A 21,710-nucleotide genomic window follows, 5' to 3' on the forward strand; every position below is an offset into this window, starting at 1 on the left:
CTTTATTGTAATCATAATAGCTAAAAGTAACATTATTACTTTTAGCTATTTGTTATTAATTCTGGGGAAGTTTCTATTACTCGAGATACTCTCTCTTGTCTTTCGAATCTATGTAATCCCTCAATAATTAGATAATCCAAAACATCTTCAATAGACCAATTGGATTGTACAAATGCCTTTAAAAAAGAACTCGAGGCAGTCATTCCTGGAATGGGATTTATTTCGGAAAGCCAAAAATTTCCTTCTTCATCTAAAAAGAAATCAATACGAGCACTTCCTTTTCCTTGTATAGCTTTAAAAACACGTTCAGCAAGCTCTTTAACTCGAGTTTCTGATTCAGAGGACAACTTCAAATCAAAAGAGATTTTTGCACTAGTCATTCCATTTAAGCCATATTTTTCATGATAACCGATAAACCCTTGAGTTCCTGATCTTTCATTTGGCTTAGCAATATAATAACTATAAGATTGGCCTATACAAGAGACTTCGATCTCTCGAGATCCTAATCGACTTTCTTCAACAAAGACATCTGTATCATAAAGGAAAGCTTCTGATATTTTTTTTCGAAGTTCTTCCTCATTATGTACAAGAAAAATTCCAAGGCTAGAACCAAGATGAGAAGACTTTACAATCATGGGAAATGTAAAAGCTTTTAGAATACTAAGCACACAACCATCAGCATTTCTCTTCCAAGAAAATAAAGATATTTCCTGGTAAGGAACAACAGGTATTCCTATAGCAGAAGCCAATCGCTTTGTCATAATTTTATCCATAGAAATAGCTGCAGGAAGCAAATCAGAACCTACATAAGGTTTTCCTATAGTCTTGAAAAATCCCTGAATAGAACCATCCTCTCCAAAAGGTCCATGCAAAATTGGAAAAAAACAATCAATTTTTGCTATAGCTTGGGCAATCTCTGAAGAGAATACGTGACTTCCCAAACCTTCTAAAAAACTTTTTTCTAAATCATCAACGATATTCCATAAACCATCACGATCTATTACAAAAAAAGTACATTCGTAATATTCTGAAGGTAGTCTTTGAGTAACATAACTTGCAGAAAGTAAAGAAATCTGATATTCGCAAGATTTCCCCCCACAAATAACGCCTAAAGCTAATTTTTTTGGTTCAAAAAATTTTAAAGAGTGCCCCAAAGTATAGATATTTCCAGCTCCCAATGAGATACAAACATCATGAACTCTTATTTTCTGTTTCAAACAATTTACTAACTGATCAAAAGGAATATAAGAACATTTTACAAGAGACTCCAAAGAAATTTTATAACTCAATAAAGACATTGAAATATCTAAAGGGGCTTCTCCTGCACTATAAACATCTGTTAAAATAACTTCATCAGCATCCTTAAAAGCCTCAGGAAAAAGGTTTAGGCATGCTTGTAACCGAGAAAACCTATGAGGTTGACAAATAGCAATTACTCGACGTAATCCAACAGCATCTCGAACAGCTCTCAAGGTACTAGTAATCTCCACAGGATGATGAGCGTAATCTTCAAGAAATAAAAATCTATCAGAGAAATTCTTTCTTTCTAAACGTCGCTGTACTCCAGAGAATTTTTCTAAAGCTTTACGGATGATTGCGATATCTATGCCAAAAGTCAAAGCAACACCGCAAGCAGCCGCAGCATTAGCTACGTTGTGTTGTCCAGGAAGATTTAAAACTATGTCCTTGTATTCTATGTCATGAAAAACTAAAGAAAATACGGACTGCCATTCTTTTTGAGAAGAGCAAAGAACTCGTAGTTGACATTCTGAAGAAAATCCATAAGAAATTCCGGATATCTTTCCAAAAAGCGTGGGGCTATCCCCACAATAGAACACTTTTTGAAAATCGAGAACTTTCTCTGAAAAATCTTGTATAGTTCGCAATAGTTTCTCAGAGTCTTCATCATAATTAACGAGATGTTCATTATCTAAGTTAGTTAAAACAATAATGTCAGGACAATAATGTTTTAAAGATCCATCACTTTCATCAGCCTCTGCAATAAATATAGAAGAAGATCCAGAATAACCATTTAAAGAGTCAGAATTTAAGCCTCCAATAGCATATGAAGGGTCTAAATTAGCTTCTTGAAAAATTGCTGTTATCAATGATGATGTTGTTGTTTTCCCATGACTTCCTGAAATAAGAATTTTTACATATCCTTCCATGAGCATAGCTAAGCACTGAGAACGATGAAGAAGAGGAAGACCTTTCTCTTTTGCTCGGCATAACTCTATATTATCTTGAGAGATTCCAGAACTATAAATTACCGTACTATTCTCTGGAACATAGCTTTCATGATGACCTAAAAAACATTTTGCTCCTTTAGATTTAAGTTTTTCTATAGTGATATTTTGAGATAAATCACTACCAGAAACTGAAAATCCTCGGTCTAACAATATATGTGCTAGAGCACTCATACCTATACCGCCTATTCCAATAAAATGATAATGAGGCGTTGTATTCATATATTACCTACAGATGCTCACAAATAAATTGATAAAAAGATTTTTGAGATTGGTATTTTTTATAATCTTGAAGAGATTGTCTTCTAGCTTCATTAGTTTGGGGATCTAGGGCTAATTTTATTTTTTTTATTAATATTTTCTCATTAAGATCTGATTCTAAGATCATATCTCCACCATGAACCGTATGAACAAAAAATTCTGCATTTACTTTTTGATGGCCATAAGCCCCTGGATAGGGAATTAAAATAGCAGGAATTTTTGCCCATAAAAGCTCATCTAATATAGTTGCTCCAGCACGACTGATCACAAGATCTGAAGAACAAAGTTCATCCAACATATGCGTCTCAAAATGCTTAACACAACAAGCTATATTGTTTTGCCGATACACAAATTCTACGCTCGAAACGTCTCCCTTAGGGCCAACAACATGATGAACTAACATATTAGGAAATTCAAAACTAAGCTGAGAAAGAGCTTTGGGGACTACCTGGTTCAAGACTTTAGCTCCCTGAGATCCTCCAACAATACAAATTTTTGGAGAGATCTTCTCATCTTTTTTAAAAGATGCTAGTTTTTCTCTTCTTTTAGGCAAAAAGACTTCTTGAGATGGGCATTTAAAACCTTGCTTAGCGGGAGAAAAATTTACGCCAATACCCTTAGCAAAACGAGAAAACAACTTGTTTACCTTTCCTGGAGAGAGATTTTGCTCATGGAGAAATAAAGGAATTTTTTTTCTTAACGCAGCTAAAACAATAGGGAGAGAGTGATAACTTCCAAAACCAATAACTAAATCTGGGTGAAAAGAATGTAATTCCTTACACGCTTTCATATATCCTGAGAGTAAAGCTTTGCCTTGAAGCATCATTGTTATAGGGTTTGCAACAATAGGAAGTCCTGAAGGAATTTCCTTATAACTTACGGATTGCTGATACAAAGCTGGATGACCATCCAGCCCTTTCCCTAGGAGTAGAGTATCAACACCTTCGTGAAGAAAAGAATCTCTTGCGGATAAAGCTGGAAAAATATGACCTCCAGAACCTCCTACGGCCAAAACGATTTTACGTATTTTCTTCATCATGAACCCTTAATAACAAAGTAATACCACACATATTTGCAATTAGGGATGATCCTCCTTGGCTAAAAAAAGGAAGATTTACTCCTTTACTAGGTAAGAGTCCAGAGACAACTCCAAGATTAATAAAAGCCTGAATACCAATGATAACAGTAATCACAATAGCCAAGGCTGCTCCTTTTATAGAGGTGGTATGGATAGCAATGGCATACCCCCCGAAAATAACACACATGTAAAGAAGTATAAGAAGTAGTATACCTACGAAACCAAACTCTTCTGCATAAATTGCTGCTATGTAATCATTTTGAGCCTCTGGCAAATAAGTAAGTTTTTGTAATCCAGCTCCAGGTCCTTTACCGAAAAGCTTTCCAGAACCTGCAGCTATTTTTGCTTGATAAGGTTGGTGGCCACGACCTTTTATATCTAATTCAGGATGAATATATACGCTCAGTCGATGTCGAACATAAGGCATTCTATAAGCAAGAGTTCCACCAATACAAATAATCCCTATTAAAGGCACAAGCCAATACCACCAGCGAACAAAAGTCATTATAAATACTGGGATCAAAGAAAAGGCGATAACAGCGGCGGAACCATTATCAGGCTCTATGGCGACAAGTAATATTGGAATAAATAAACATACCATAAGTTTAAGAAAAAGTGGAAAATTCCTACGATATTGTTGATAGGAGCTAAGATATTCTATAGCGACAAGAGGAATGAGGTACTTAACGAATTCCGAGGGCTGTAGAGCTAACTGCCCTATACCGATCCAGCGTCTAGCACCATTTCTACAAATTCCAACACCAGGAATCAATATACAAGCAAGGACAATACTTGCAATAACTAGCAAAACAGGGCTCATTTTGAGAAAATCTTTCCATCCAATTATATGGATAACGAAAGATACTCCCAAGCCAAGAACAAGATAAGTAACTTGACGAATTAAGGCTTTATGCGTGCTACAAGCCAAGGAACGATCTAGGACCTCTGCAGAAGAAGTATCAAAAACCATGATTAACCCTAGAGAAAAGATACCTAACAGGCAAGAAATGACAAACCATTTCATAGAAAAGATACGTCTAGCGTATACGTAATTGATCCCCGGGTCTGAGACGTCTAGCTTTTTGCTCATCAAGATTATTAAGCCTGAGCAACTCTTCCAAACGAATATGATTGCGCAAAGCTATAGTCCAAGGACTATCACCTTCTTGCACAATATAATAATTTTCAGAACTAGTTATTTGTGAAGACTCTTTCGTATTATCAGTTCGATTTATTATAGGAACTTTGATCACTTGACCTATTTTCAATTGTGTAGAAGTAAGGTCATTGATTTGCATTAGAGCTGCAACTGTAGTTTGATTAGCACGAGCTATACGTTCTAAAAAATCACCTTTTTTCACTACAATTGTTGTATAATTTTCTTTAGGGTTTTCTTGAATAGGCTTAGATTGCAAGGATGTAGTTTCTGAAGTTTCTATTACAGGACTAGGTTGAGGAACAGCTACAATAGGTTTTTCCTCAACAAACTGTGCGGCTAAAGTTTCTTTTGCAACAGGATGAACAACAGATACTGCAGGAATTTGAACTATCTGTTTCTCAACAACTTCTTCTGGAGAATGAATTTGCACTATTTTATTAGTAGAAAACTCTTGATAATTTTCTGCATAATTTTTAACTGAGCTATGTTTTGATGTTATAAACAAAACTATGAGCAACATAGCATTCATCAAAACAGCAGTGATTACCATATCTCTACGATTCATAAGGAATTCTAAGCCTCCATTTCTCCGATTAGTTGTTTAAAAAGAACCCCACGTTCTTCAAAGCTTTGAAATTGATCGAAACTTGCACACCCTGGGGACAACAATACAGAATCTCCTGCTTCAGCAATTTCTTGAACCATATTTACTGCATCTTTTAAGTTTGTAGCCAAGGTTAAAGGAACATTCCCTTTTAAAGCTTGTGCTATTTCCTCTCGGCACTCTCCCATAGCTATAACATATTTTGCTGTTTGAGCAATGATAGTAGAGAGAGTAGAGAAATCTCCACCTTTATTTCTGCCTCCTAAAATGATAATCACTCTCTTGCCCAAAGCAATAAGAGCCCGTTCTACAGCATCTATTGTTGTAGCTTTACTATCATTGTAGTAACGCACATCATGCTTTTTTCCAAGATATTCTATTCGATGGGGAGGCTTTTCAAATGTCTGAATTGCCAGCAGAAAACTTGCAAAAGGGACGTGACAAACCTCTTTAGCCAAAGCATAGGCTGCACAATAATTATCTCTATCATGCAAATATATTGATTTTAATGCACTTGCTTTATCTAAAACTTCTTGAATTTCTTCAGAATAAAATTGATAAGGCTTTCCCAAAGAAATTCCCTCCCCAACCCATAAAGAATGGTCTTTTTTCAAGCTTTTCATAATACAAGTTTTTGCAGAGAAATATGCTTCCATAGTTCCATGATAATCAAGATGATTTCGACAAAAATTTAATATTGCAGCAGCAGATAATGTTGGAATTTTTTCTTCTTGGTCTACCAATTGAAAAGAGCTAACTTCTACAACACGAATTCCAGGTAACTTCATTTGCTCTAAAATAGGTTGTCCATTATTCCCCATAGACAATGCAGGAATTCCTAGAGTCTTTAAAAGATGTGTTAGGAATGTTGTTGTTGTTGTTTTTCCATTAGATCCCGTAATTCCTAAAGAAGGATATTTTTGAAACTCAGAACTTTTTAATGCAATTTGTATATCAGTCTCTACAGGGATTTTTCGAGATTTAGCTTCTCTAACCCAAGGGTGAGAAGGAAGGACTCCTGGAGAACGAATAACACTATCGACATCGCTAGGTAAATTGTTTTCTTTTTCCAAAAGTTTAACGTGGACATGCTTTACATACTTTAAAGCTTCTGAAGAACGATCTACAATAATTACATGATGTCCTTGTTCATAAAAGTATTTTGCTAAAGTTTTTCCAGAAATTCCAGCACCTAAAATAACAACTCTCTGGGACATACTATCTCCAAAATACAGAAAGAACGCCTATACCAGCACATATAATCCCAAATAACCAAAACCGCAGAACTATTTTAGATTCTGGAATACCTTTGTATTCATAATGGTGATGTAAAGGAGAGCACAAAAAAATACGTTTTTTTCTCCATCTATAATGTACGATCTGTAAGATCACAGAGCCCGCTTCTAAAACAAAAACTCCTCCGATAATTATTAGAAATAACTCAGCTCTGAGAATAACAGCAAAGCTTCCCAACATCCCTCCTAACAATAAAGATCCTGTATCTCCCATAAAAATTTGAGCAGGAAATCCATTATACCATAGGAAGCCAACACTCATACCCACAAGTATTGCAAGAGCATAAACAATTTCTTGAGATATCTTCGGAAGCATGGGGCTGTGCATAGCAACAATAAGGAGGCCAAGAGCAGCAAAACTAAAAGTTCCTGCAGCAAGACCATCCAAACCATCCGTAAGATTTACAGCATTACAAGTCCCAACAATTGCAACAAGAGCAAGTCCTAAGCAAAATATTTTTCCAAACACAGAATGCATATATATAGATTCGGATACAAAAGGGATTCGCAATAAAAACAAAGGTTGAGTACTTCCATAAATTTTTGGAAGAACTACCAGAGTAGCAACAGCAATTAGCATTTGTACTAAAAATTTATGTTTAGCTTTTAAACCATGACCCTTTCTTTTTTTGTTTTTGATATTATCGTCATACCATCCTAGAGCACACCAACAAAATGCTAAAATTACAATTATCCAAGTTACCAAGCTATGCCAAGAGAACCAAATAAATATAGAAATTAGAAATACGACAAACAGAAGAACTCCTCCTCCAGTAGGAACTCTAGCCTTATTTTTATGAAGAATTTCTAGTTCTTTGCAGTGTTCCTTGTGGATTTGATCTAAGAAATTTGAATGTTGTAACCATTGAATAATCGGAAGACCTAACAAAATAGTTAAAACTAACGCTAAAACACTGACAAGAATCAAATTAAAAAGAGATGGAGTTTTAAAAGAAGTATATATTAGGTAAATCACATGACACCTAAAATTAAAAACAAACCAAAAGAGATTCTAAAGCTAAACAACGTGATCCCTTAAGAAAAACGACATCTCCTTGTTTAACGATATTTTTTAAGATTGGTTCTATATCGTGAACAGATGAGTAAAAACTCGTTTGGCAAGGCTGATCTTTTAGAGTGTGTTGAATTAAGCTCCATTTTTCTCCAACAAAAAATATCATATTAGCTTTTGATAAAGCCTTCATTGCAACAATAGCATGACCTTCATCAGAATATGCTCCGAGTTCTGACATATGTCCTAAAATTAAAATAATCCGTCCTTCTTCACTAGGATTAGGAAGAGCATCAAGAGCTGCGAGCATAGCTTCTGGGCAAGCATTATAAGCATCATTAATAATATGAATACCATTTCTAATGCTTTGTTCAAAACGCATAGGAGGAAGTTGTAAAGATGGCAAAGAGTAAATCAGATTCTCTATAGAAACTTTCAGAAGCCATGCTAAGGAAACTGCTATGAGCAAATTTACATAAGCAGGTTTATAGGAAAGAGCTATTGGTAAATGGATATCTTCATCAGGAGTTTGGATTGTGACTGTCTGAGAATCTATAGCTTTGTAACAAAAATCTGCAGATTGATCATGAAAAGAAAAGGAAAAAATATCTGCTAGAGAAGATTTCGATCTAAGATGGTCATACCAAAGAGAATCTTTAGGAAGGAGTTGTAAACGACTATTGTTTAAAATAAGACTTTTTTCTTCCAAAATACCTTGAACTCCAGAAGGAAAGTTCTTTGTGTGTTGATCTGCGATATGAGTCATGACAACTATATCAGGCTGAACTATTGAAAGGAGATTTTGCATGTTTCCTGGCTCAGAAACTCCCATTTCTAAAAGAATAAAATCCTCATCTCCATCAGCCATTAATAAACTCAGTGGCACTGTTAATTGAGAATTATAGCTTTTTGGACTAGAGAAAACTTTATATGTTGAGGATAAGAATATTTTGGAAAATTCTTTCGTTGTAGTCTTCCCTAAAGAGCCGGCGATTCCAATAACATTTCCTTGAAACAAATTGTACTGACTATGTCCAGCTTCTTTTAAAGCACATTTTGGATCTTCAACACGTATTAATTCTAAGCCAAAACTTTCTCCTCGATATTTTTTAGAAACAACAGCTGCTACAGCTCCAGCTTTTGCAGCATTTCGAAGGAAACAATGACCATCTGTAGTATTGCCTGAAAGAGCAAAAAATAAATCTCCGGGCTGTACTAATCGAGAATCAATAGCTACACCAGAAATCTTTTCCATAGATTTTGAATAAGAAGCTTCCGGTAACATTAATGCAACCCAGTCCTCTACCAATGTAGATTTCATAATTTATTCCTAACGTTCAGTTCCAACAATTTCTGACAAGTTCAATTATCTCTAAGAAATAATATAAATAAAGATAATACACCCTATAGTGAAATTGAGAATTCTCTCTTACTATAAAATCTCATTTCGCTTAAACTAAAAGATCTTGTAGTTTTCTGGTGGCATAGCCAAGCGGTAAGGCCGAGGCCTGCAAAGCCTCTATCCCCGGTTCGATTCCGGGTGCCACCTTTCCAGCCTAAGATATTGTGAACTAAAATACGACTTGGTAGTGTGAATTTATATATTTCTACCGAGGATTCACATGTCCGATCAAGGAAAACTATCACATCATAATGCCAATCCAAAACTTTTTCTTGGTATAGACAAAGCTTGTGATCTTGTTAGAAAGTTTTATGGGCCTCGACATAATCTGTCCTCTTTAGCCTTTTTGGAAGAACGAGGATACTCTATTCTTTCTCAAACAGAATTAGAAGATCCTTACGAAAATGCTGGTGTAGGTTTTGCTAAAGCAATGGCCAATAAAATTCATAAAAAGCATTTCGATGGAACCACAACAGGACTCATTCTTCTTCACACGATTTTAAAGGAAAGCTATAAAGCTTTAGGGGAAGGTTTTTCTACTCTCAAGCTTTCTCAAGCCCTTCAGAAAAAAATCTCTCAACTTCTTGAAATTTTAAATACATACTCTTGGCCAATAAAAGATGCCAAAAAAGTACAATGTTTAATCTTTACAGCTCTTCGTTCTCCTATTATCGCAGATGATCTTGCTGAAGCTTTTGCTATAACAGGCACTATAGGCTTAATATCCATTACAAAAAATTATCAATTAGAAATGCAGACAACTCAAGGTCTGAAAATAGATTTTGGTTTTACATCAGCTTATTTTGCTTCAGATCCTATAACCCGCACTACAACTATTTTATTTCCTAGAATTCTTATCTTGGACCAAAAAATTACTAACATTCATATACTTCTTCCTCTGTTACAAGACATTTCTCAAAGAGACAAACATTTACTTATTTTTTGTGAAGATATAGATAAAGATGTTCTAGCAACTCTAATTGTAAATAAACTTCGAGGATTGCTGCAGGTTTCCGTCATTACTATTCCTGGACTCTCAACAGACAAACAAACTTTAGCAGAAGATATAGCTTTATTTACAGGCACTCATATTTATTCTCAAAATATGGATCTCAATACAACTATTCTTGGATCATGCTCGTCTGTAGAGATCTCAGAAACTCAAACGACATTAATTGGTGGACAACACGTTCCAGAGGTTCTTACATTAAAAGTCCGACAACTTGAAGAAGAAATTCGCACAACAGCCTCGTTAGAAGCTAAGTCTACATTAATAGAGAGGATGCAACGACTTCAATGTTCTGTAGCTCTTCTTTCAGTCAAAGAAAATACAGAACCTCTTTATAGATTAGGTCTTACACTTATAGCTTCAGCAACAAAACACGGCTATATTCCTGGAGGTGGAGTAGCTTTATTATATGCATCTTTAGATTTAGGAAATCCTAAAGATTTTCCCGAAGAAGAACGCGCAGCAACATATATTTTACAAGCAGCTTGCAAAGCTCCCTTAGAACAATTGATTCTCAATGCCAATCTTGATAGTAATGCAATTATAGAAAAATTAAAGACACTAGCAACTGTAAGCATGGGCTTCAATATTCTTTCTCAAGAAATTGAAGATTTAATTTCTGGAGGAGTATTAGATTCCTTGGCTACGATTTCAACAGCATTATCTTGTGCTATGGATACAGCATTAATGATACTCTCTTCTAAAACTATTGAATAGAAGAGCATGCTATTTTCTCATTAGATTCTAAAGAAAAGTAATTTCTTCATCTGATAAAATTGCACTAGTAATTCTTCAAAGGAAATCCTCATGCTACCAAAATCTCAAGAAGCCTTTCGTTTGGTACATATTTCTGATATTCATTTTCGAGTTTTTCCTTGGAATCCTTTGAGCTGCTTTAATAAGCGATTAAAAGGACTACTCCGACAAGTTTTTAGTCCTATAGATTTTCATGCATCTACTATTTGTAAACGTTTCCCAGATCTTTTACATGACCTCCAAGCCGACAGTGTTTGCCTCACAGGAGATTTAACTTTAACAGCTTTGGATGCAGAGTTTCTGTTGGCACGTTATTGTGTTGATCGCTTATCAAAATATGCTCGAATCTATGTTCTTCCTGGAAACCACGATGTTTACACACAAAAAGCTTTAAGAGAGCAAACCTTTTATCATTACTTTCCAGATATTCAACTACAAAAGGAAAAACTTTCCATTAATAGACTCACCAAACACTGGTGGCTTGTACTTTTAGATTGCTCGTGTCTCAATGGCTGGTTTGCAGCAAATGGAGCTATTCAACAAACACAAATTTCTAATCTTGAAGATTTTTTGCGAACTCTTCCTACCAATGAAAACGTGATCATAGCAAACCATTACCCTTTACTACCCTCTAAAAAGAAAGCTCATGATCTTATTAATCATAAACTTTTACAACGAGCGCTCAAAAACTATCCCAATGTACATTTATACCTTCATGGACACGAACATCAAGCTGCGGTGTATAACAACAAAGGTTTTTCACCAAGCCTCATTCTTAATAGCGGATCGGTATCTCTTCCTAGCAATGCACGTTTTCATATACTAGATTTATATCCTAGAAGTTACTTGGCTTATACAGCGGTATTTACAAATCTCTTAAAATACGAAGAGCCTTTAAAGATATCTATCAAAACATCTTTACAATCCTAGAATTCCAAAACAACAAAAAGAGAAGGTTTTTATATACCTTCTTCTAAAATTTTTTCTGCTATATCTTGAAATAATTGAGGTGTTTCCGGAGTACTTTGAATATCTATATCTCGAACAGAATCGGGCATAACAACAAGCTTATTTACCCATGCTTGGCGTTTCTTTTTTTCTTCAAGAATAACCGCGCGATCTTTTAGTTGTTTTAGCCAACGAGCTTCTTTTGAAAGTTCTTTTGTTTTTTTTTCTACCATATTTAATATCTAAGTTAGTGGTTTTTTTTTCACAATAGAACTTTTAAAGAATTATTTGGAAACTCGCGATTCATAGCTACCATTTCGAGTATCAACTTTAACAATTTCCCCTTCTTCAATAAAGATTGGGACCATAATTTTTGCTCCAGTATTCGTAACTGCAGGCTTCAGGACTCGTCCTGAAGCGGTGTCTCCACGAACTCCAGGGGCGGTTTCAGCAATAGAAAGCTCCATAAAAGTTGGAGGTTCTACAGCAATAACATCACCGTTATATAAAATCAAAGTATAGATAATATCTTCTAATAACCAATTTTTTACATTTTCCAATTTGTCCCAAAAAATAGTTTCTTGATCAAAAGATTTATCGTCCATAAAAGTAGCTCCTTCCTGATCTGTGTACAGAAGGCGCATACTGACTTCTCGAACATCTGCAGTTTCTATAGACTCTCCAGATTTAAACGTCCTTTCGATGACACGTCCTGTTAAAAAATTTTTAACTTTTATTCTATTAAAAGCCTGCCCCTTTCCAGGTTTTACAAACTCATTTTGTAAAATAAGATAGGGTTGACCATCAATTTCTACTCTCAATCCTACTCGAAATTCACTAGTACTTACACGGACCATAAGGTTCTTATTCCTTAATTTTTCATATTTATGTTATCTATGCTTTTCTCCTTTGTCCAGAAGAATGTCTTCACAAACTTTTATAGAGACCTAAGAATTCTAATCCTTTATTTAATATAAATAATATAAAAGATTTTTAAGTGTTTTCAAAGTTCCTTTGGGAGAAATTATGAAGAATATTACTATTAGTGAAGCTCTAATTGCTAGAGAAACTCTTGAGCGCTACTCTGGCTCTGAGATACAATCGTTTTGTCCCTATTTACTACTGACGAACTTCTCTTACTACGTTCAGAGTTTTGCAGAGATTCATCAAGTACCCATTCATGAAGGCTCGATGTTCTCCGCGGCTCATGCACCTCAGGTAAGCACATCTATTTTAGATTTTAAACTAGGATCTCCTGGAGCTGCTCTAACTATGGATTTATGCTCTTTTCTTCCCGACGTAAAAGCAGCATTAATGCTTGGTATGTGTGGAGGTTTGCGCTCTCACTACCAAGTTGGGGATTATTTTATTCCTATAGCAAGCATCCGAGGAGAAGGCACCTCTGACGCCTATTTTTCTCCAGAGGTTCCAGCCTTAGCCAACTTTATGGTCCAAAGAACATCCACCGAAATCTTAGAGAAAAATAAAGCAAATTTTCATATTGGAATCACCCATACAACAAATATCCGATTTTGGGAGTTCAATAAAGAGTTTAGGAAAAAGCTTTACGAAGCAAAAGTTCAAGCTGCAGAAATGGAATGTGCAACACTTTTTGCTGCAGGTTATCGCAGAAATCTTCCTATTGGAGCTTTATTACTGATTTCAGACTTACCTTTAAGAAAAGAAGGTATTAAGACAAAGGAAAGTAGTAATTTCGTTCTGAAGACTTATACAAAAGATCATATCTTAACTGGTCTTCAAATCATATCAAAGCTTGAGAAAACATTGAGAAACCGTTCTTGCCACAACAAAGGCTTACCTCATATGGAACTTGGCGAGGCTGACGACACCATGGCAAAAGATTCCGCGACTTCTGATGAGGATTATTGAGAAAGAATCCTTTGCAAAACCAAATCTGTAGTGAATCCGTTAATCTCTGCGACGTCACTTGGAGCAGCTGAACATCCGAAGCGATCCATAGCTATGGAGATTCCAGAAGATCCAATGTACTTATACCATCCTAAAGCTGACCCAGCTTCTATAGAAACACGTATCCCTAAATCTCCTCCAAGAATTTTTTCTTTATAATCAGCATCTTGTTTTTCAAATAATTCCCAACAAGGGAATGAAATAACTCGAACACTTTTATCTAAAAACTCTAATTCCTTTGCTACAGTTAAAGCTAAAGAAACCTCCGAACCAGTAGCGAATAAAGTATAATCCGGTTTTACTCCGGATTCTTTCATAAGAATATACGCCCCTCTTCCAACTCCCTCTCTAAAATGAAGATCGGTATGCATCAGTGTGGGGAGAGATTGACGAGATAAAACCAAAACTGTTGGACCATTATATCTCAAAGCTGCTAACCAAGCTCCTTTGATTTCATTTGCATCCGCAGGACGAATCACCTGCAAACCAGGAATTGCTCGTAAAGACATTAGTTGCTCGACAGGTTGGTGTGTCGGTCCATCCTCGCCCAGGAAAATAGAGTCATGAGTAAAGTGATAAATAACTGGTAATTTTGCAAGAGCTGCTAAACGAATCGCATTACGCATATAATCAGAGAAGACTAAGAAGGTGCCTCCAAAAGGCCGGAAAATTCGATGATAAGCTAAGCCATTCATAATAGCTCCCATACCAAATTCTCGAATGCCATACTTGATATTTCTTCCAGAGAAATCGTGACTATGTATAACACCAGCATCACGAATCAAAGTTCCATCAGAACTAGAAAGATCTGCAGATCCTCCAATCAAATAGGGTAAATATTGAGACAAAAGTTGAATGATTTTGTTAGATGCAGCTCTTCCAGCATTGGACTCTGGCATATCTACACTACGTAACAAAGTTTCCAAATCATTTGATAATTTATGAGACGTGAGAGCGAGAAAGTCTTCATGCAATTGAGGAAACTGCTTAGACCAGACACGAAAATCATCCTGCCACTTCTCTTGAAGTTTTTTATCCTCTTGTATTTTTTGTGAAAAGAAATTTCTAACAGTAGGAGAAACATAAAATTTCTCTTCAGAAAGACACCAAAACTGTTTAGTTTGTAAAACACCTTCTACTCCCAAAGGAGAGCCATGAGCAGAAGAAGTTCCTTCCTTTGGAGAACCATGACCTATAACAGTGTGAGCTATTATCAATAAAGGTCGTTCTTGAGAGTTTTTTATCTCAGAGAATACCTCCCTCATTTGAAAGAAGTCGTACCCATCAATTTCTCTAATATCCCAACCATAAGCTTCAAATCGTTTTCGGGTATCTTCAATACTGACTTCACTCAAATTACCATCTAAAATAATGCTGTTATAATCATAGATAACAACAAGGTTATTCAAACACAAAGACCCAGCAAATCCACATGCTTCGTGGCTAACGCCTTCCATTATGCAGCCGTCTCCGGCAAGGCAGTATACCTTACTATCAAAAATTTTAAACTCCGGCCGATTAAATCTATCGGCGAGCATTTTACCTGCTAGAGCCATTCCTACAGCATTACCAATACCTTGACCTAACGGTCCAGTCGTAGCTTCAACTCCATCAGTCTCTCCATATTCCGGATGACCTGGGGTTTTAGAAAATAACTGACGAAAATTTTGAATATCTTCTAAAGAGACATTAAATCCAGCAAGATGCAAACAGGCATATAACATAGCCGATCCATGTCCTGCAGACAGAACAAAACGATCTCTATTTATCCAATTTGGGTCTCTGGGGTTATGTTTGAGAACATGACTATATAAATATGCTGCCAACTCTGCACACCCCAGGGGAAGTCCTGGATGGCCAGAAGCAGCTTTTTGAATAGCTTCTATGCTAAGCTGTTTAATGGCTCCTGCAATTTTTTCTAAAAGATCTAAGTCTAGTTCTTTAGCAATCATACTCTTAGTCTTAAAACCTGCTTAAAAAATATGCGATCATATGGTATCATCAACCAAAAAGCAAGCAACTCTTAATAGAAAGAAGGGCTAGGCGACATGTCTCGCTGTTTTCTATATCTAAACCGATCTGGAGTAGAGACAAAAAAAGCATTTTTTTATAATGCAAGCATCCAAAAACCTTCATAATGCACAATCTTTCCCTATGCTAAGCAATCTCCTTCGTTCTAAATTTCTCAATTTTTATGCTAATCGTCATCACACTATAGTTCCCTCTTCCCCAGTATTTCCTCACCAGGATCCCTCGATTCTTTTTACTAATGCAGGCATGAATCAATTTAAAAATGTCTTTTTAAACAAAGAAATAGTTAATTACACCCGAGCAACAACCTCGCAAAAATGTATTCGTGCGGGAGGAAAACATAATGATTTAGAAAATGTTGGCCATACATCCCGACATCTTACGTTTTTTGAAATGTTGGGGAACTTTTCTTTTGGAGACTATTTTAAAACAGATGCAATTACTTTCGCTTGGGAAGCTTCTCTTTCTATCTTTAATTTTCCTCCAGAATCAATCTATGCTACTGTTCATGAAAAAGACGATGAGGCTTTTTCTCTTTGGGAACGTTATCTTCCTTCGGAACGTATTTTTCGATTAACAGACAAAGACAACTTCTGGAGCATGGCTGATACAGGACCCTGTGGTTATTGTTCGGAACTTCTTTTCGATCGAGGGCCTAGTTTTGGATCTGCAAGGAATCCTTTTGAAGATACAGAAGGAGAGCGTTTTTTAGAGTATTGGAATCTAGTTTTCATGGAATTCAATCGCTCTGTTGAAGGAGATTTATTAGCTTTACCAAACAAGCATGTTGATACTGGTGCAGGATTAGAAAGACTTATTTCTATTATCTCTGGAACGAATACGGTTTTCGAAGTAGACGTGTTACGAGCCCTCATAACAAAAATAGAACAACTTAGCTCTCAAATTTATAATCAAAACGCTTCACTAGGAGCAGCATTTCGTGTAATAGCAGATCATGTTCGCTCTTTATCCTTTGCCATTGCTGATGGTTTGTTACCAGGAAATACTGAGCGTGGATACGTATTAAGAAAAATTTTAAGAAGAGCTGTAAACTACGGCCGTCGTTTAGGATTTCATTCTCCATTTTTAGCAGAGGTAGTTCCGACTTTAGTAGATTCTATGGGAGATGCTTATCCCGAATTAAGACTTTCTTTGACACAGATTCAAGAAGTTGTTTCTGCTGAAGAAGAAAACTTCTTCAAGACTCTTAATCGAGGAGGCAATCTCTTACAACAAGTTTTAAAAGCATCATCATCTTCTTCTCAGATTTCCGGAAGAGATGTTTTTAAATTAAAAGATACCTACGGTCTTCCTATAGATGAAATAGCCTTATTGGCAAAAGATTATAACTTTAGCATAGATATGGACACTTTCATCCACCTAGAGCACGAGGCTAAAGAACGTTCTAGAAAAAACTCTGTAAAAGCTCAAGAGATAACAAAACTAGTTTATGATCTTCTGCCCTTAAACCTTTCTTCGGAATTTATAGGGTATGAAGATCTTTCTTGCGATACATTCATCGAAGCTATTGTTTCTAAAGATAGGGTTGTTTCGTCTCTTAAAGAAGGTGAAGAAGGTGCGCTTATCTTAAAATCTTCTCCCTTTTATGCAGAAAAGGGAGGTCAAATCGGAGATTCAGGGGAGATTTTTTCCGAAGAAGGATCTTTTGTTGTCTCTCACACAACAACACCTAAAGTAGGGCTTATAGTCCATCATGGAATAATGTCTCAGGGTAAGCTTGAACAAACTTCTGCTGTCACTGCACAAGTAAATTGTGTTCGAAGAAAAAAAATAGCGAATAATCACACAGGCTGCCACTTATTGCATCAAGCTCTAGAACATGTTCTTGGAAGCCATATTCGCCAAGCAGGATCTTATGTCGATGATACAAAAATACGCCTAGACTTCACGCATCCAAAAACAATTGCTCCCGAAGACCTTACCGCAATAGAGTCCTTGGTTAACGATTCTATCCGAGAAAATCACCCAGTACAGGTACGGGAATCCCTGTACTCGGATGTTATGAGTTCTTCAGAAATCAAACAATTTTTTGGAGATAAATATGGCGATACAGTTCGCATCGTCTCAGCAGGAAACTCTCATGAACTCTGTGGAGGGACTCACGCTAATGCTACTGGGGATCTTGGATATTTTCGTATTGTTAAAGAACACTCTGTAGCAACTGGAATTCGAAGAATAGAAGCTGTTTCCGGAGAAGAAGCAGAAGTCATAAGCCGCCAAGAAGGGAAACTTTTGGATGAGATTGCTCTGATATTACAAACTCCCAAGGATCAAGTTGTAGCTAAGCTTACAAACACTTTAGAATACCGCAAAAAACAGGACAAGCTTATTTCTGACCTAGAGACAAAACTCATTAACTCGCAATTAGACAAACTCATGGGTCTTTGTCAACATACTAACAACATTTCTTACTTCGTACATCATTTATCAGAGAACGAGAGTCATCGCTTACAACTATATGCCAACTACTTGCATCAAAGGATCCCTCAAAAGTGTATCTCTCTATGGATAACACAAAAAAATGGGAAATATATTGTCTTATCTCGAATCTCTGAAGATTTAATCAAACAAGGCTTGCAAGCGCAAGATCTTTTAAAAACAATTCTTTCTCCTTGTGGGGGACGTTGGGGAGGGAAGAAAGAATCAGCACAAGGTAGCGCATCCTCGCTTCCAGAAACAGCAGAATTAAATAAAACCCTATGGCAATGGATTTCGACCCAATTAACTTAAAACTTTCCTTCACCCGAGAGTTATATCAAAATCCTGATCCCTATCTAATTGAAAATGTCCATCAAGGAGCTCTTGCCTTTCTGGCAGCAAAGCTATTTCATGACAATAAAAAATCTATTGTTATGGTTTCGACTCCTGCACGTCTGGATGATCTTTTTGAAAACCTCTCAACATTTTTATATACTCCTCCCTTAGAGTTCCCTTCATCAGAAATAGACTTATCTCCCAAGCTAGTAAATATAGACGCCGTAGGGAAACGAGACCATCTTCTTTACACTATTCAAACACAGAAGGATCCTATATTTTGTGTTACCACACTAAAAGCTCTTCTTGAAAAAACACTCTCACCCAAAGAAACAACAGAACATCATTTGGAATTTCGTGTTGGAGATGTTTTGGATCCAGAGACAGCTATAGAACTATGTAAAGACTTGGGATACACTCATGTAACTTTAGCAAGAGAAAAAGGAGAATTTGCTTATCGAGGAGGAATTATCGATATTTTTCCTTTATCAGCGATAGAGCCCTTCCGTATAGAATTTTGGGGAGAAAAGATTATTTCCCTACGTTCTTATAATCCTTCTGATCAGTTATCTACAGGAAAAACTACAAAAATTTCAATTTCTCCAGCAAATAAAGATACACGAACAGAGAAACTTTCTCACACGCTGCTTGATTATTTTAAAGAGCCTCCCCTATGCATTTTTGATGATCTTGAAGTATTAGAAAACGATTTTGCCGAAATTTCAGGAACATTAGCATCTTTTCCCGAAAGATTTCTATCCATAGGAGATTTATTCAAACGAGTTTCCGAAACTCAAAAAATTTATTTTGCAGAAAAATACTTTCCCAATGTGCAGACAAAGCAAAATAACTTTGTTGAAGTTCACGCTTTCAATCGACAAATTGAAGCTCGAAGACTCCCTCTTTCTCTGATCTATCCCGATATGATCTTAGAAGACAGTAAAAATCCTTTACAAAATTTTCTTCAACGTCTTCAAGAATGTTTTTCGAGGAAAGATACTTCTCTAAAATTGGTAATCTATAGCTCAAAAACAAAATCGCTAACAGAAGCTCGAGCTTTGATTCAACAACTAAATAATACTGAGACTGTAATCTATGAAAAAATAGGAAATTTTTATTCTAGCTTTGCTTTAGTTAGTGAAGGACTTGCCATTATTTCCTTATCAGAGTTCTCTTCAACAAAAATATTACGACGTCAAAAACAGAGAAATTATTTTTCTATAACAACAGAAGAAGTGTATGTTCCTACACCTGGAGAAACTGTAGTTCATCTACATAACGGCATTGGGAAATTTATAGGTGTAGAAAAAAAACCCAATCATCTCAATATTGAAACAGATTATTTAGTCATAGAATATGCCGATCACGCGAGGTTATATGTTCCCTCAGATCAAGCCTATCTCATCTCTCGTTATGTTGGAGCTTCTGATAAAGCCCCCGATTTTCACAATCTTAATGGGTCCAAATGGAAACGTTCCCGAGAACTTACAGAAAAATCCTTAATAGCTTACGCAGAAAAACTCCTTCAAATTGAAGCACAACGCAATACAGTGTCTGCTTTTGTTCATCCTCCACACGGAGATGCTGTGATGAAATTTGCCTCAACATTTCCTTATGAAGAAACTCCTGATCAATTAAAAGCTATCAATCAAATTTATGAAGACATGATGTCTGATAAGCTTATGGATAGACTTATCTGTGGAGATGCAGGATTTGGAAAAACAGAAGTTATAATGCGAGCTGCAGTAAAGGCTGTCTGTGATGGTCATCGTCAAGTCATTGTTATGGTTCCGACAACGATTCTTGCGAATCAACACTATGAAACTTTTAAACACAGAATGACAGGATTGCCTATAAACATAGCTGTTCTGTCTCGTTTTTCGCAGACTAAAGAACAAAAAATCATATTTCAAGATATTTCCACAGGAAAAATTGATATTCTTATAGGAACCCATAAACTCATTAATAAAAGTCTTGAATTTCATAACCCAGGATTACTAATTATCGATGAAGAGCAACGTTTTGGAGTAAAAATAAAAGATAGTTTAAAAGAGCGTTATCCAAATATTGATTGTTTAACAGTATCTGCCACTCCAATTCCCAGAACATTATACATGTCTTTAACAGGAGCTAGGGATCTTTCTGTTATCACGATGCCTCCTTTGGATCGGCTTCCTGTGAGTACATTTCTTATGGAACATAATGATGAGACTCTTTCGGCAGCTCTTCGTCATGAGCTTCTTCGAGGAGGACAAGCCTATGTTATCCATAATCGAATTGAAAGCCTTTTTCGATTAGCAGAAAATATTCGAAATCTTATTCCTGAAGCTCGTATAGGAGTTGCTCACGGACAAATGACTTCAGACGAATTGGCCTCTATTTTTCATAAATTCAAAACACAACAGACAAACATACTCATTGCTACAGCAATTATAGAAAACGGTATAGATATCCCTAATGCAAACACTATCTTAATAGATCATGCAGACAAATTCGGTATGGCAGACTTGTATCAAATGAAAGGCAGAGTAGGACGTTGGAATAAAAAAGCTTACTGTTATTTTTTAGTTCCCTATTTGGATAGATTGTCAGGACCAGCAGCGAAGCGTTTAGCAGCACTAAATAAACAAGAATATGGTGGAGGCATGAAAATAGCTCTTCATGATTTAGAAATTCGTGGAGCTGGGAATATTTTAGGAACAGATCAGTCTGGGCATATAAGCGCTATAGGATTTAATTTATATTGTAAGCTTCTTAAAAAAACGATAGCGGCTTTAAAAAATCCTTCTAGTCCTCTATTGTTTCATGACACAGTAAAAATAGAATTTCCTTATAATTCTAGAATTCCAGAGTCTTATATAGAGTCAGCCTCTTTGCGAATAGAGTTCTATCAGAAAATAGGCAATACAGAAAGCAAGGAAGCTTTAGAAGCCATAGAACAAGAACTTCTAGATCGCTTCGGCCCTCTGCCTCTAGAAATCAAGTGGCTTCTTGCTCTTGCCCAAATACGTCTTTTTTCTTTACAACATAATATTGTGAGTATCAAAGGAACAGAAAATTCTTTACTCATTCAACAAAGCCACAGTAAAACAGAACAAATTAAAAAGACTTTACCTTACTCTCTATCCCCGACTCCAGAGCTGTTAGTAAAAGAAGTTTTCGAGTCGATAGAAAAAGCCTTTCCTCTAAAAAATTTTTGATAAAG

General features: G+C 36.1%; 14 protein-coding genes, 1 tRNA gene and 1 pseudogene. 6 read left to right on the forward strand and 10 right to left on the reverse strand.

Annotated features, from left to right (window positions below; genetic code table 11):
- Positions 1-41: 41 nt before the first annotated feature.
- The 7 genes and pseudogenes from JMS40_RS00595 to murF form a co-directional block, all read right to left on the reverse strand.
- Positions 42-2,468, reverse strand: coding sequence for a bifunctional UDP-N-acetylmuramate--L-alanine ligase/D-alanine--D-alanine ligase (locus JMS40_RS00595; protein ID WP_201456350.1), 2,427 nt, complete (start codon positions 2,466-2,468; stop codon positions 42-44).
- A gap of 7 nt (positions 2,469-2,475) precedes the next feature.
- Positions 2,476-3,519: an undecaprenyldiphospho-muramoylpentapeptide beta-N-acetylglucosaminyltransferase gene (murG, locus tag JMS40_RS00600; RefSeq protein WP_370545319.1), complete on the reverse strand. Its 1,044-nt coding sequence runs from the start codon at positions 3,517-3,519 to the stop codon at positions 2,476-2,478.
- Positions 3,443-4,609, reverse strand: a pseudogene (ftsW, locus tag JMS40_RS00605) (putative lipid II flippase FtsW). Before ftsW ends, murG begins: the two are co-directional and overlap by 77 nt.
- Before the next feature lie 13 nt (positions 4,610-4,622).
- Positions 4,623-5,309, reverse strand: coding sequence for a LysM peptidoglycan-binding domain-containing protein (locus JMS40_RS00610; RefSeq protein ID WP_201456351.1), 687 nt, complete (start codon positions 5,307-5,309; stop codon positions 4,623-4,625).
- An 8-nt stretch (positions 5,310-5,317) separates the two neighbouring features.
- Positions 5,318-6,565 (reverse strand): UDP-N-acetylmuramoyl-L-alanine--D-glutamate ligase, encoded by a 1,248-nt coding sequence (gene murD, locus JMS40_RS00615; RefSeq protein ID WP_201456352.1) that lies wholly within the window; start codon positions 6,563-6,565, stop codon positions 5,318-5,320.
- A 1-nt stretch (position 6,566) separates the two neighbouring features.
- Entirely contained in the window at positions 6,567-7,619 is a 1,053-nt protein-coding gene (gene mraY, locus JMS40_RS00620) for a phospho-N-acetylmuramoyl-pentapeptide-transferase (RefSeq protein WP_236558918.1), read from the reverse strand.
- A 13-nt stretch (positions 7,620-7,632) separates the two neighbouring features.
- Positions 7,633-8,976: a UDP-N-acetylmuramoyl-tripeptide--D-alanyl-D-alanine ligase gene (gene murF, locus JMS40_RS00625; protein WP_201456353.1), complete on the reverse strand. Its 1,344-nt coding sequence runs from the start codon at positions 8,974-8,976 to the stop codon at positions 7,633-7,635.
- Positions 8,977-9,133: 157 nt separating this feature from the next.
- Between murF and JMS40_RS00630 the strand changes: the two genes are divergently transcribed.
- The 3 genes from JMS40_RS00630 (at position 9,134) to JMS40_RS00640 (ending at position 11,752) form a co-directional block, all read left to right on the forward strand.
- Positions 9,134-9,204: transfer RNA gene (locus JMS40_RS00630), tRNA-Cys, on the forward strand.
- A gap of 73 nt (positions 9,205-9,277) precedes the next feature.
- A complete protein-coding gene (gene groEL3 / locus JMS40_RS00635; RefSeq protein ID WP_201456354.1) occupies positions 9,278-10,783 on the forward strand; it encodes a variant chaperonin GroEL3 in 1,506 nt (501 codons plus the stop codon).
- A 90-nt stretch (positions 10,784-10,873) separates the two neighbouring features.
- Positions 10,874-11,752, forward strand: coding sequence for a metallophosphoesterase (locus JMS40_RS00640; RefSeq protein ID WP_201456355.1), 879 nt, complete (start codon positions 10,874-10,876; stop codon positions 11,750-11,752).
- A gap of 29 nt (positions 11,753-11,781) precedes the next feature.
- Here JMS40_RS00640 and JMS40_RS00645 read toward each other — a convergent pair whose 3' ends face one another.
- The gene (locus JMS40_RS00645; protein ID WP_201456356.1) at positions 11,782-12,003 is read right to left on the reverse strand and encodes a hypothetical protein; all 222 of its coding nucleotides are present in this window, start codon (positions 12,001-12,003) and stop codon (positions 11,782-11,784) included.
- Between the two features lie 51 nt (positions 12,004-12,054).
- A complete protein-coding gene (gene efp, locus JMS40_RS00650) occupies positions 12,055-12,627 on the reverse strand; it encodes an elongation factor P (RefSeq protein ID WP_201456357.1) in 573 nt (190 codons plus the stop codon).
- A 169-nt stretch (positions 12,628-12,796) separates the two neighbouring features.
- On the opposite strand from efp, the gene JMS40_RS00655 reads away from it, so the two are divergent.
- Positions 12,797-13,660, forward strand: coding sequence for an AMP nucleosidase (locus tag JMS40_RS00655; protein WP_201456358.1), 864 nt, complete (start codon positions 12,797-12,799; stop codon positions 13,658-13,660).
- Here the strand turns inward: JMS40_RS00655 and tkt are convergent.
- Positions 13,654-15,651: a transketolase gene (tkt, locus tag JMS40_RS00660; protein ID WP_201456359.1), complete on the reverse strand. Its 1,998-nt coding sequence runs from the start codon at positions 15,649-15,651 to the stop codon at positions 13,654-13,656. The genes JMS40_RS00655 and tkt overlap by 7 nt on opposite strands.
- Before the next feature lie 202 nt (positions 15,652-15,853).
- Between tkt and alaS the strand changes: the two genes are divergently transcribed.
- Positions 15,854-18,481: an alanine--tRNA ligase gene (gene alaS, locus JMS40_RS00665; protein WP_201456479.1), complete on the forward strand. Its 2,628-nt coding sequence runs from the start codon at positions 15,854-15,856 to the stop codon at positions 18,479-18,481.
- Positions 18,457-21,705 (forward strand): transcription-repair coupling factor, encoded by a 3,249-nt coding sequence (gene mfd, locus JMS40_RS00670; protein ID WP_370545320.1) that lies wholly within the window; start codon positions 18,457-18,459, stop codon positions 21,703-21,705. The genes alaS and mfd overlap by 25 nt, the downstream gene beginning before the upstream one ends.
- The last annotated feature ends 5 nt before the right edge of the window (positions 21,706-21,710 follow it).

This window comes from Chlamydia sp. 17-3921 (assembly GCF_902705545.1).
Lineage (GTDB): Bacteria > Chlamydiota > Chlamydiia > Chlamydiales > Chlamydiaceae > Chlamydia.